General features: G+C 70.5%; 10 protein-coding genes. 5 read left to right on the top strand and 5 right to left on the bottom strand.

All coding sequences use genetic code 11. The annotated features are described in order from the left end of the window. Positions 1-19: 19 nt before the first annotated feature. The 4 genes from AC1PLR_RS16405 to AC1PLR_RS16390 form a co-directional block, all read right to left on the bottom strand. Entirely contained in the window at positions 20-1,051 is a 1,032-nt protein-coding gene (locus AC1PLR_RS16405; RefSeq protein WP_481101666.1) for a LacI family DNA-binding transcriptional regulator, read from the bottom strand. A gap of 152 nt (positions 1,052-1,203) precedes the next feature. Continuing rightward, the gene (phbB, locus tag AC1PLR_RS16400; RefSeq protein WP_010344527.1) at positions 1,204-1,944 is read right to left on the bottom strand and encodes an acetoacetyl-CoA reductase; all 741 of its coding nucleotides are present in this window, start codon (positions 1,942-1,944) and stop codon (positions 1,204-1,206) included. A gap of 111 nt (positions 1,945-2,055) precedes the next feature. Beyond that, entirely contained in the window at positions 2,056-3,381 is a 1,326-nt protein-coding gene (locus tag AC1PLR_RS16395) for a CitMHS family transporter (RefSeq protein WP_420007726.1), read from the bottom strand. 131 nt (positions 3,382-3,512) lie between these two features. After that, entirely contained in the window at positions 3,513-4,703 is a 1,191-nt protein-coding gene (locus tag AC1PLR_RS16390) for an OprO/OprP family phosphate-selective porin (RefSeq protein WP_481101665.1), read from the bottom strand. Between the two features lie 246 nt (positions 4,704-4,949). Between AC1PLR_RS16390 and AC1PLR_RS16385 the strand changes: the two genes are divergently transcribed. From AC1PLR_RS16385 to AC1PLR_RS16375, 3 genes are read left to right on the top strand one after another with little or no spacing between them, the layout of a single operon-like run. Beyond that, on the top strand, positions 4,950-5,654 hold the full coding sequence (locus tag AC1PLR_RS16385; RefSeq protein ID WP_420007724.1) for a response regulator: 705 nt from the start codon (positions 4,950-4,952) through the stop codon (positions 5,652-5,654). Continuing rightward, complete coding sequence (locus AC1PLR_RS16380) at positions 5,647-7,035, top strand: sensor histidine kinase N-terminal domain-containing protein (protein WP_481101664.1); 1,389 nt, start codon at positions 5,647-5,649, stop codon at positions 7,033-7,035. Before AC1PLR_RS16385 ends, AC1PLR_RS16380 begins: the two co-directional genes overlap by 8 nt. Before the next feature lie 41 nt (positions 7,036-7,076). Continuing rightward, positions 7,077-8,114: an ABC transporter substrate-binding protein gene (locus AC1PLR_RS16375; RefSeq protein ID WP_481103621.1), complete on the top strand. Its 1,038-nt coding sequence runs from the start codon at positions 7,077-7,079 to the stop codon at positions 8,112-8,114. Between the two features lie 16 nt (positions 8,115-8,130). On the opposite strand, the gene AC1PLR_RS16370 is transcribed toward AC1PLR_RS16375, so the two are convergent. Next, the gene (locus AC1PLR_RS16370; protein ID WP_481101663.1) at positions 8,131-11,265 is read right to left on the bottom strand and encodes a two-component regulator propeller domain-containing protein; all 3,135 of its coding nucleotides are present in this window, start codon (positions 11,263-11,265) and stop codon (positions 8,131-8,133) included. A gap of 287 nt (positions 11,266-11,552) precedes the next feature. Between AC1PLR_RS16370 and AC1PLR_RS16365 the strand changes: the two genes are divergently transcribed. Both AC1PLR_RS16365 and AC1PLR_RS16360 read left to right on the top strand, forming a co-directional pair. Then, positions 11,553-12,191 (top strand): LuxR C-terminal-related transcriptional regulator, encoded by a 639-nt coding sequence (locus AC1PLR_RS16365; RefSeq protein WP_048490880.1) that lies wholly within the window; start codon positions 11,553-11,555, stop codon positions 12,189-12,191. Positions 12,192-12,285: 94 nt separating this feature from the next. Further along, the gene (locus AC1PLR_RS16360; protein WP_010344517.1) at positions 12,286-12,636 is read left to right on the top strand and encodes a DUF5713 family protein; all 351 of its coding nucleotides are present in this window, start codon (positions 12,286-12,288) and stop codon (positions 12,634-12,636) included. Positions 12,637-12,739: the final 103 nt, after the last annotated feature.

The raw sequence follows: 12,739 nt of genomic DNA, 5'->3' as shown, positions 1-12,739 counted from the left end.
GACTCCCCATTCCCAGCCTTCAAGCCGACTCCCGCACCACCAGACTCACCGGCATCTCCACCGAGTCCACCGGCGTGCCGGCGATCAGGTTCAGTACGCCGTCCACCAGCAGGGTGGCGGCCTGGGCCAGGTCCTGGCGCACGGTGGTCAAGGGCGGCTGGCTGTAGGCGGCCAGGGGGATGTCGTCGAAGCCGACCAGGGCGATGTCCTGCGGCACGCGGTGGCCGGCCTCGATCAGGGCGCGGATCGCGCCCAGGGCGATCACGTCGGAGGCGGCGAACACCGCATCCGGCGGGTCGGTCTTCTTCAGCATCGCGCGGGTCAGGCGGTAGGCGTCCTCGCTGAGGAAGTGGCTGCGCGCGTGCAGCCGCGGGTCGAACGCCAGGCCGTGCACGTCGAGCATGCGCCGGTAGCCGGCGAAGCGCGGCGCCACCTCCGGCAACTGCTCGTCGCCGAGGAAGGCGATGCGCTGGCGGCCATGTTCGATCAGGTGCGCGGTGGCCAGTTCGCCGCCGCGCAGGTTGTCGCTACCCACGCTGGCATAGGCCTGGCCGTCGATGCGGCTGCCCCACACCAGCATCGGCAGGCCGCCGCGCGCGGCGGCGTCCAGCGAGGCGTGCTCGTGGCTCTGGCCGAGCATGATGACGCCGTCGGCGCGGCTGTTGCGCGCCAGGTCCTCGACCCAGTGGTCCTGGTGCTGGTCCAGCTTGGACAGCAGCATGCTGTAGCCGCGCGCGGTCAGCGCGTCGGCCAGCAGCGCCAGCATGGTCATCATGAACGGGTCCGACAGCGGCTGTTCGTGCGCGTGCATCAGCGGCACGGCCACGCAGACGATGTTGGAACGCCGCGAGCGCAGGCTGCGCGCCACCGGATCGACCCGGTAGCCGGCATCGCGGGCGAGTTGCTTGATGTAGGCGCGGGTGCGTTCGGCGACCACCGGATTGTCGGCCAGCGCGCGCGACACCGTGGATTCGGAGACGCCGGCCATGCGCGCGATGTCGGCCATCTGCAGGCGCGCGGTGGGCGCGCCGGATTCGGGTTTGTCGGACATGCGGAGCGGGCGCGACGGACGAAGCGGAACCGGCAGTGTATGCCAGGCGCGCGTCGCGGCGCTGCGCATGGCTATGGCGTGTCATCAATTCCCGAGCGGCCCTTCGGGTTGGGCCTGGCAGGCGCGGCATACTCGGGAATTGGTGACACGCCCTAAGCCATATGCAGGCCGCCGTTGACCGCGTAGTCGGCGCCGGTGACGTAGGCGGCCTCGTCCGAGGCCAGCCAGGCGCACAGCGCGGCCACTTCCTCGGGCTTGCCGAGCCGGCGCAGCGGCACCGAGCTGGCCAGGCGGTCGAGCACGTCCGGCGGGAAGCCGCTGATCGCCGCGCTGGCGATGTAGCCGGGCGACACCGTGTTGACGGTGACGCCGCGCGAGGCCACTTCCTGCGCCAGTGCGCGGCTGAAGCCCTGCATCGCCGCCTTGGCGGTGGCGTAGTTGATCTGCCCGATCTGGCCCTTCTGCGCGCTGACCGCGCCGATGTTGACGATGCGGCCCCAGCCGCGCGCGGTCATGCCGTCGACCACCTGCTTGGTGATGTTGAACAGCGCGTGCAGATTGCTGGCGATCACCGCCTGCCAGTCCTCGCGGCCCATCTGCCGGAACAGCATGTCGCGGCTGCCGCCGGCGTTGTTGACCAGCACGTCGATCTCGCCGACCTCGGCCTTGACCTTGGCGAACGCGGCCACCGTCGAATCCCAGTCGGTGGCATTGCCCTCGGAGGCGATGAAGTCGAAGCCGAGCTCGCGCTGCTCGCGCAGCCACGCCGACTTGCGCGGCGAGTCCGGCCCGCAGCCGGCAACCACGGTATGGCCGTTGCGCGCCAGTTTCTGGCAGATCGCGGTACCGATGCTGCCCATGCCGCTGGTGACGTAGGCGATTCTGAGGGTCACGTTGAACTCCTTCGGAGTTGGGAATCGGGATTGGGGAGTCGGGATTGGATGGGCGCGCGGGCAGTGGCTGTTACGAATGCCCAATGCCCAATCCCCAATCCCGGGCGGCGCTCACTTCGCCAAAGGAAACAGGCCGAACAACAACCCGCCGCCCATCAACACCAACGACACCAGCACCGCCCATTTCAGGGTGAAGCGCTGGTGGTCGGCGAAGTCGACCTTGGCCAGGCCGACCAGCAGGTAGGTGGACGGCACCAGCGGGCTGAGCAGGTGCACCGGTTGTCCGGCCAGCGAGGCGCGGGCCATTTCCACCGGGGTGATGCCGTAGTGGCTGGCGGCGTCGGACAGGATCGGCAGCACGCCGAAGTAGAAGGCGTCGTTGGACATGAAGAAGGTGAAGGGCATGCTGGCCAGCGCGGTGATCACCGCCAGGTAAGGCCCCCAGGCGTCGGGGATCACCGCCAGGAAGCTGCGCGACATCGCCTCGACCATGCCGGTGTTGGAGAGGATGCCGGTGAACACGCCGGCGGCGAAGATCAGCGACACCACCGACAGCACGTTGCCGGCATGGTTGACCAGGCGGCGGCGCTGCTCGGCCAGGTTCGGGTAGTTGATCAGCAGCGCCAGCGCGAAGCCGATCATGAATAGCACCGGCATCGGCAGCACGCCGATCACCAGCGCGGCCATCAGCGCCAGGGTCAGCACCAGGTTCACCCACAGCAGCCGCGGCCGCTTGATGTCCTCGGCGTCTTCCACGGTGGGCAGTGCTTCGCCGTCGTCGGCCACGCTGCCGTCCATCCAGGCATCGCCCGGCAGCGTCACCACGCCGAGGCGGCGTCGTTCCTTCATGCCCAGGTACCAGGCCAGCACCAGGATGCCGGCGATCGCCAGCGCCATCGCGGGCACCAGCGGCACGAACACGTCGGCCGGGTCCACGTGCAGGGCGGTGGCGGCGCGCGCGGTCGGGCCGCCCCACGGCGTCAGGTTCATCACCCCACCAGCGAGGATGGTCACGCAGGTCATGTTCAGTGCGTTCATGCCCAGCCGCCGGTACAGCGGCAGCATCGCCGAGACGGTGATCATATAGGTGGTGGAGCCGTCGCCATCGAGCGAGATCAGCAGCGCGAGCACCGCGGTGCCGACCACGATCTTCATCGGGTCGCCCTTGACCAGGCGCAGGATGCGCCGCACCAGCGGATCGAACAGGCCGGCGTCGATCATCACCCCGAAGTACAGGATCGCGAACATCAGCATGACGCCGGTGGGCGCGATCTTCTTGATCCCCTCCAGCATCATCTCGTTGATGCCGGTACCGAAGCCGCCGGCCAGCGCGAACGCGATCGGGACGATGATCAGCGCGACCAGCGGCGACAGCCGCTTGCTCATGATCAGGTACATGAAGGTAATGACCATTCCGAAACCGAGCGCGGTCAGCATGGAAGTTCCTCAGGGCAGTGCATGAAAGAAGATGGAACCCGCATCGGGGATCCGAAAAGAGGCCGACCAGACGTCACATCGCACGATCCCGCCGTTGCGAATCCCGAATCCCCATTCCCCAATCCCGGCACTCAGAAGTCATACTGGAAACGACCGGTAATCGCGCGGGTATGGTCGAGCGTGGTCCCGGCCAGGTGATCGCGGTTGCGGCTGTCGATCAGATTGAGCATCAGCCGCAGGTTCGGCTTGATGTACCAGTTGCCGGCCAGCGTCCACGACGCGGTGGAAGCGTCGAGCAGATCGGGCTGCCCATCGCGGTGCTGCTCGCCCCACATGCGGTCGTAGCGCAATGCCAGTTCGAAGGCGCCATATTTGTGGTTGACCTGCTTGATGCGGGTGAAGCGGCCGGTCTTGCCGTCGTAGCGGCGCGATTCGCCGGTGGCGAACCAGCTGACGAAGCCATAGGCCGCCATCACGTCGGCACGCTGCGCGCCGTCGTCGAACAATCCGCCGCTGAACTCGCCCTGCCACGACAACGGTCCGCGCACCTGCGCGTATTCCAGCGACCACTTGTCCACGTCGGTATCGCGGCCGTCGGCGAAGCGCGCCAGGGTGACGCGGCTGTCGTCGGACAGATGCCCGGCCGGGCGCGGGCGGATGCTCAGCGCGGGCGCACCGCCGGCGCCGGGATGGTCGTAGTGCTCGTGCGCCAGCGACAGGCCCAGGTGCAGCACGTCGCCGTCGCGCGCGCCTGGCGCCCACGTGCCGCGGCCGCCGAACGCGTGGCCGCGGGTGTTGGAGACGTCGATGCTCTGCAGGCTGTAGACGCTGGCGGCCCAGGTGTAGTCGGTGCCCGCGGCCTGCCACGACACCGCCTTGCGGTACAGCGGCGCCAGCGTGCTGGCCGCGCCGCTGCGCTCCAGGAACTGGCCGAAGTTGGAGCCGGTGCGGTCGTCGAGGGTGAAGTACTGCTTGAACTGGCCCACGGTGAGGGTGCCGGCATCGAATTTACGGGTGATGTAGACGTCCTTGGCCTCGATGCCCTTGCCGTTGAAGTCGTCCTGCAGCCCGGCGAAATCGCCCTCGACCTTGTAGCCGAAGCCGAAGAACTTGCCGGACACGTCCAGCCACAGCCGGCGGATCTCGGTGTCGTCGGGATTGGGCGTGCCGCGATTGTCGTTGTCGAAGTGGGCGAAATCCCAGTGCAGGCGGCCACCGAGTTCGGCGGTCACCGGGCCGTCGTCGTCGCTGGCGGCGCGCGCCGATCCGGCCAGGCACAGCAACGCGCAGGCGCTGCCCAATGTCAGAGTCTTCAGTTCCACGTCCCCTCCCAGGTGCGTGTCGCAGCGATTGGATCGGCCCGCCAGCAACGGCCGCGGACCGGCATGGACGCAGCCTAGTCGGGCGTAGCTGTCAACGACCTGTCGGTGGGGCCGGGATTGGGGATTGGGGATTCGGGATTGGCAACAGCGCATTGCGACTGTCTGCTTTGCCACAAGCGCGTTAGCATCCGGCGTGCGCGGAGCCGCTTTTGCGAATCCCCAATCCCCAATCCCGAATCCCGACACATGCGCCTCCTCCTGGTAGAAGACAACGCCGATCTCGCCGATGCGATCGTGCGGCGCATGCGCCGCAGTGGGCATGCGGTGGACTGGCAGCGCGATGGCTTGAGTGCGGCCGGGGTGCTGCGCTACCAGCGTTTCGATCTGGTGGTGCTGGACATCGGCCTGCCGGGGCTGGACGGGCTGCGCGTGCTGGCCGGGCTGCGCGAGCGCGGCGATACCACGCCGGTGCTGATGCTGACCGCGCGCGACGGCATCGAGGATCGGGTGCAGGCGCTGGACGTGGGCGCCGACGATTACCTCGGCAAGCCGTTCGATTTCCGCGAGTTCGAGGCGCGCTGCCGGGTGCTGCTGCGGCGCAACCGCGGCCAGGCCAGCGAGGTGGTGCAACTCGGCGGTTTCGCCTTCGACAACGCCGCGCACAGCGTCAGCCTGGACGGCACGCCGATCGAGTTGCCCAACCGCGAGTACCGCTTGCTGGAGATCCTGATCGGCCGGCTCGGCCAGGTCGTCGGCAAGGACGAGATCGGCAACGGCCTGTTCGGGTTCGACGACGAGGCCGGGCCGAACGCGATCGAGCTGTACGTCGGGCGCCTGCGCAAGAAGCTGGCCGCCGCGCCGTTGCGCATCGTCACCGTGCGCGGCGTCGGCTACAAGCTGGAGGCGGCGGCGACGCCGCCGGATCCGGCGGCAGCGGACAGCGATGGCTGAGGCCGCGTCGCCGGCGCCGTCGATCCGGCGCACGCTGTTGCGCTACCTGGGTGCGTTGTCGCTGCTCGGCGCGGTGGCGCTGTTCTTCGTGGCGCGCGACTACGGCCAGCGTGCCGCCAACCGTTCCTACGACCACCTGCTCGTGTCCTCGGCGCTGTCCATCGTCGATTCGGTGGCGCTGGCCGGCGGCCAGTGGCAGGTGGACCTGCCGTACGCGGCGCTGGACCTGCTGGCGATGGCGCCGGAGGACCGGGTGTTCTACCGCGTGTTCGATGCGCGCGGGCGCACCATCACCGGCTACGACGATCTGCCGGCGGCGCCGTCGCTGCCGCGCGCCAGCGCGCCACCGCGCTTGTTCGATGCGGTCTACAGCGGCGAGCCGGTGCGCTTTGCGGTGGTGTCGCGGCGGGTATCCTCGGCGGCGGCGCAGGACCAGGTGTGGGTGCAGGTGGGCCAGACCCGGCGCGCGCGCGAGGCGCTGGCGCAGGACGTGGTGCTGCACGCGCTGGTGGCGATCGCGCTGTTGTCGCTGCTGGCCCTGGCGCTGGTGTGGCTGGGCGTGTCGCGCGCCTTGCGGCCGTTGCGCACGCTGGAGCGCGAGCTGTCGCGGCGCGAACCGTCGGAACTCAAGCCGGTGGCCGCGACTGCGCCGCAGGAGATGCAGCAGATGGTGACGGCGTTGAACCGCTTCATGGCGCGCCTGGCCGGCAGCAACGAAACCCTGCGTGCGTTCATGGCCGAGGCCGCGCACCAGATGCGCACGCCGCTGGCGGCGCTGCGCGCGCAGGCGCAACTGGCGCTGGACGAGGACGACCCGCAGGAGATGCGCCGCAGCCTGGAGGCGATCGAGCGCAACGCCACGCACATGAGCCGCCTGCTCAACCAGTTGCTCAGCGATGCCAGCGTGATCCACCGCTCCAACCTGCAGCGCTACGCCAGCGTCGACCTGGCCGAGGTGCTGCACCAGGCGCTGCACGAAGCGGTGCCGCAGGCCGCGCCGCGGCCGCGCTTGCAACTGGCCGTCGCCAGCGAGCCGGCATTGGTGCGCGGCGACGCGCTGCTGTTGCGCGAGGCGATCAAGAATCTGATCGACAACGCCTGCAAGTACGGCGGCGACGGTGCGCTGCAGGTGGCGCTGACCTGCAGCGCGCGCGACTGCGTGGTGACCGTGGCCGACCACGGCCCGGGCATCGCCGCGGCCGAGGCCGAGCGCGTGTTCGAGCGCTTCGTGCGCGGCGAGGGCGCGGCCGCCGGCGGCGCCGGGCTCGGCCTGGCGATCGTCAAGCGCGTGGTCGAAGCGCATGGTGGGCGCATCGATCTGTCCAACCGCGTGGGCGGCGGCCTGATCGCCAGCCTGCATCTGCCGAGGTTGCATCCATGAGCCTGTCCATGCTGCTGCGCCGTCTGCCGCTGCTGCTGACCATGCTGCTCGCCAATGCCGCGCTGGCCGCGCCCGGCGAGGTGCGCCGCTTCCCGGCGCAGGGCGCGGCCACCGCGCACCTGTGCATCCAGGGCTCGACCGACATCGAGGTGTTCGCCGCGGTGATCGGCGACTACCAACGCCTGCATCCGCACACCGAGGTGGTGTATCAGGACGTGATCGCCGGCGATATCTACCGACGTTACCTGCATCCGGGCCCGGGCCCGCGCTGCGCCGATCTGCTGATCAGCGCCAGCATGGACCTGCAGACCAAGCTGGTGAACGACGGCCACGCGCTGGCGCACCGCTCGCCGCAGACCGAGGCGCTGCCGGCGTGGGCGCAATGGCGGCACGAAGTGTTCGGCATCAGCTACGAGCCGGTCGCGATCGTCTACAACACCGCGCGGTTGCCGGCCGCGCAGGTGCCGCGGACCCGCCGCCGGCTGCTGGAACTGCTGCGCGCGCCCGCATCGCCGCTGCGCGGGCGCATCGGCACCTACGACGTCGAACGCAGCGGCGTGGGCTATCTGTTCGCGACCCAGGACAGCCAGCTCGGCAGCATGGCCGGGGCGCTGCTGGCGGCGATGGGCGACAACCACGTGGTGCTGGAAGAACGCACCGGCGTGCTGCTGGACAAGGTCGCGCGCGGCGAGCTGTTGCTGGCCTACAACGTGCTGGGTTCGTACGCGCAGGCGCGCATCGACGCCGGCGCGCCGCTGGCGATCGTGCAGCCGGAGGACTACACCCTGGTCGCGCTGCGCACCGCGGTGATCCCGCGCGACAGTCCACATGCGGCGGAGGCGCGTCGTTTCCTGGATTACCTGCTGTCGCCGCGCGGACAGCAGGTGCTGTCGCGCGAGGCGCGGCTGCAGCCGATCCTGCCGCAGCCAGGCGGGGTCGCGCAGGGCGGGCCGGCGGCGGCCGCGGCGTTCCGCCCGATCGCGCTGGGCCCGGGCCTGCTGGTGTACCTGGATGCGCTGAAGCGGCGGCAGTTCCTGGACGCCTGGCGCAGCAGCATGCAGCAGGCGCCGCCGCGCTGAGCCGCGGCGCCGGTGCTCAGCGCGCGAAGCGCGGCTGGCGCCCGGGCGAGCACAGCACGCGCACGCTGTCGCCCAGCTCTTCCGGCGCGCCGCCGGCCAGCAGCGCGTGCAGGCGCGGCCGGTCCGGGGCCGCGCCCGGCGCCAGCCCCACCCAGGCGTCCTTGCCGGCGCCCTTGGCGGCGTAGAGGCAGCGGTCGGCCAGGCCCACGCTCTGTTCCCAGTCGCCCAGCGCCGGCCACGCGGCGACGAACGGCCACGGTGCGAAACCGATCGAACAGGTCAGCGTCAGTTCGCGCTCGGCCAGGGCGAAGCCCTGCGTCGCCATCGCCGCGCGCAGGCGTTCGGCCAGGGCGCTGGCGGCGTCCTCGCGCGGCAGGCGCGTGACCAGCAGGAACTCCTCGCCGCCCCAGCGCACCAGCAGGTCGCGCTCGCCGCACAGCCCGCGCAGGCGGTCGGCGCAGTGCACCAGCGCCGCGTCGCCGGCCTGGTGGCCATAGTCGTCGTTGATGCGCTTGAAGTTGTCCACGTCGATCATGAAGAAATACAGCGCATCGGCGCTGCTGCCGTCGTCCAGCGCCGCCAGCAGGACCGGGCATTCGCGCGCCAGCCAATCCTGCAGCTCGCGGCGGTTGGCGACCTGGGTCAGCGGATCCAGGCGCGTGGCCGCCTGCAGGCGCGCGTTGCTCTGCAGCAGTTGCTGGTTGGCGCGTTCGAGCTGGCGGGTGCGCTCGGCCACGGTGAGGTTCAACAGTTCCACCATGTCGCGCTCGCGGTTGACCGTGCGTCGCACGCGATGCAAGACCAGCCCGAGCAGCGCCAGCGCCAGCAGCACGTAGCCGGCGTAGGCCAGCGGATGCCGCCACGGCGGCGGCAGTACCTCGATCTGCAGTCGCCGCGCGGCGCCGAACTGGCCGTCGCGCCCGGCCGCTTCCACCACCAGCGTATAGCGGTCCGGCGGCAGGTGGCTGACCGAGAAATCGCTGTGCGCGGTCTGCGGGTACACCCAGCCCTTCTGCAGGCCGTCGACGCGGTAGCGCAGGCGCGCGGTGCCGGGCGCGGCGAAGTCGATCGCGGTCATGCCGATGGTGAACACGTTGTCGCGGTGGTCCAGGGCGATGCGTTGCGCGTAGACCACGTCGCTCTCGGTCTGGTTCTCGCCGCCGTCGCGGTCCTCGCCGGCATTGAGGATGCGCAGGTCGGTGAGCACCGCGCGCGCCTGCGGGCTGCGCAGCGGCAGGCGCGTGGGATCGACCACGTCCACGCCCTGGGTGCCGCCGAAGTACAGCAGCCCGTGCGCGTCGCGATAGCCGCGGCCGCTGTTGTACTCCTGGTTCTGCAGGCCGTCGCGGCGGCCCAGGCTCTGCACGATGCGGGTGCGCGGGTCGAGCACGCTCAGGCCGTTGTTGGTGCTCAGCCACAGCCGCCCCTGCGGATCCGGCAGGATGGTGTAGATGACGTTGCTGCTGAGCCCCTCGCGGTCGCTGTAGCGCAGCGCCACGTCGCGCTTGAGGTCGATGCGGTACAGCCCGCCGGAGAAGGTGCCCACCCACAGCACGCCGTCGTGTTCGTACAGCGACCACACCGAGGGATAGAGGGTGCTACCGCGCGGGCGGTAGGGCTCGGCGGGACGGCCGCTGCGCATGCGCCACACGCCGCAGTCGTTGCAGCCGATCCACAGCGTGTCCTCGCTGTCGCGGTAGATCCGGGTCAGGGTATGTCCGTTCAGCGGCGCCCAGCGCGGATCGTTGCGCACCTGGCCGCCGACCACGCGGCTCAGGCCGCGGCGGGTGGCCACCCACAGCGTGTCGCCTTCCAGCAGCAGATCGTTGATGTGCTCGTCGGCCAGGCCGCCCAGGCGTCGCAGCGCGCCGCTGCGGTCCAGGCGCCACAGGCCCTGGCGGGTGCCCAGCCACCAGCCGTCGCGATCGGCGGCGATGCTGCGGATCGCCTGGCTGGCCAGCCCCGGCACCAGCTGCCAGGCGGCGCGGCTGTTGTCGCGGGTCAGCAGGCCCTGGTCGGTGCCGATCAGCATGCGCTCGCCGTCGCGCCAGATGCTGCGCACGCTGCTGCTGGGCCAGGCGTGGGTGTCGCTGACGCGCTCCTCGTCGTTGCGGATCACCGCCGACAATGGCCGCACCCGGTACAGCCCGGCGGTGTAGGTGCCGATCCACCAGGTGCCGTCGGGGGCCTGGTAGAAGCGGATGATGGCGCTGTTCGGTGGCAGGTCGAAGCTGAGCCGCTGCGGCACATGGCGCACGCTGTCCAGTTGCGTCACCGTGGCGTTGGTGGTGCCGACCAGCACGCGGCCGTCGTGCAGCCGGATCAGCGCGCTGAGGTCGCTGTCGCGGGTGAACAACTGCGCCGGTGTCCAGTGCGCCAGCACCGCACCGCGCGGATCGAGCTGGAACAGCCCGCCGCGCGCCGAGGCCAGCCACAGGCCTTCCGGCCCGGACTGCAGTCCCACGCATTCGTCGATCCCGCGCGGCGCCGGCAGCTCCTCGCGTGCGTCGCGGCTCAGCCGCCACAGCCGGCATTGCCGGTCCAGCGCCACCGGCTGCGTACCGTCCGGCATCCAGGTCAGACCCACCACCGGCGCATCGCCGCCCAGCGGCCGTGCCCGTTGCAGGTCGGCCTCGACCCGGTCCAGGCCGCGTTCGGTGCCCAGCCACGCGCCGCCCTGCGGATCGATCAGGATCTGGGTGATGCGGTTGTGCGACAGGCCCTGCTTGGTGTCGAGACGGTGGTGCTGCCAGGTCGCCAGTTCGATCACTTCCAGGCCGGCGTCGTTGGTGCCCAGCCACAGGCGGGTGCCGCGCGGCTCGAAGCCGAGGCTGTCGATGCTGCTGCTGAGCAGGCTCTGCCGGCTGTCGCTGCCGAGTTCGCGCCGGTAGGCGCGGAACAGATGCCCGTCGAAGCGGTTCAGGCCTTCCTGCGTGCCGACCCACAGGAAGCCCTGGTCGTCGCTCTGCAAGGCGTTGATCGACAGTTGCGACAGGCCCTCGTCCAGGCCGAAGTGCTCCAGGCTGCTGGGCAGGGCGTCGTCGTCGGCCGTCACGGCCGCGGAGGCAGCCGGCGCGAGCGCCAGGCACAGGGTGAGCCAGGACGCGGCCAGCGGCAGGCGGCCCAGCAGGTTGGAGAGGGAGACGATCACGCCGTGTTATCGGCCACTGTGGTGTCGGTCTTGAATGTGCGGCAGTCGGCGCCTGCCGCTGCCACTGGCGGTCAGCATGCCGGGCAATTGTCCGGCGCGGCGCGTGCAAGGCTGTGCCGCGTGGCGCGCGCTGCCGACAAGATCCGGCAGGCCGGCCATGGCGCGCAACTCTCCGGTGGAGCGGCCGCACGCTCGGCATCCCTCCACGCTACACGTACACTGCATGTCCTGCGCGCCGTCCGCGCCCACCCGACGCCTCGCGGCGTCATGCCAGCCGCCTCACGCCCATGGATGCCCCGACGATCCTGGTCGCCGACGACCACCCGCTGTTCCGCGCTGCCGTGCTGCACGCGCTGCGCCAGGCCTTGCCGCGCGCCCTGGTGGTGGAAGCGGCCAGTGCCGCCACCCTGGACGCTGCGCTGGCCGCGCAGGCCGATGCCGACCTGATCCTGCTGGACCTGGCCATGCCTGGCGCGCGCGGCTTCTCGGCCCTGCTGCACGTGCGCGGCGAGCGCCCGGACGTGCCGGTGGTGGTGATCTCCTCCAACGATCACCCGCGGGTCATCCGTCGTGCGCAGCAATTCGGCGCGGCCGGCTTCATCCCCAAGTCCTCGCCGGCCGAGACCATCGGCATCGCGGTGGCGGCGGTGCTCGACGGCGGCACCTGGTTCCCGCCGCTGACCGCGGCACGGTCGGAGGCAGACGCGCAGCTGGCCGCGCGCCTGGCGCAACTGACCCCGCAGCAATTCCGGGTGCTGCTGTGCCTGGCCGACGGCCTGCTCAACAAGCAGATCGCCTACGAACTGGGCCTGGCCGAGAACACCGTCAAGGTCCACGTGACCGCGATCCTGAAGAAGCTCGAGTGCCACAGCCGCACCCAGGCCGCGGTGCTGGTGAAGGCGCTGGAGCCGGAAGGCGAGGCCTGAACCGAATCGCCGCGGGGGGCGTTTTCCGCGGCGCCCGGATACGCGATGCTATGCGCCGATGCCCGCGCCCCCCGCGGGCGGAGCCCACCTGACCATGCCCACCACGACCCTCCGCAACGAGCAGACCGCCCACTATCCGTTCCTGCAGGAGATGCTGGACGACGACTACTTCCCCCCGTCGCTGGTCGGCAAGGGACAGAAGATCCTGCTGCGGTTGTGCGAGGCGATCGAGGCGCAGGCACCGGCGGACCTGCCGGCGCTATACCGGCTGACCCATGCCGCCACCGAGGAATTCAACAAGCTAGCGCTGGAGTTCGAGGCCCACGACAGCGAGATCGAGACCGCCGCAAGCGAGAACATCGGCGTGGATTTCCTGCACATCGCCAAGGCCTACGGTTTCGAAGACGCCGACGTCGAGGAACTGATCGCGCCGCGCGAGTGGTAGAGGCCTCGCTGCGCGCCCGGACCCTCACCCCAACCCCTCTCCCGGGGGAGAGGGGCCAGCGCCTCCCTTCTCCCGCCGGGAGAAGGTGCCCCGCAGGGGCGGA

This window comes from Xanthomonas sp. NCPPB 3570, from assembly GCF_056725115.1.
Note: the sequence above shows the minus strand (reverse complement) of the source record. Positions and strands in the feature narration are given on the sequence as shown.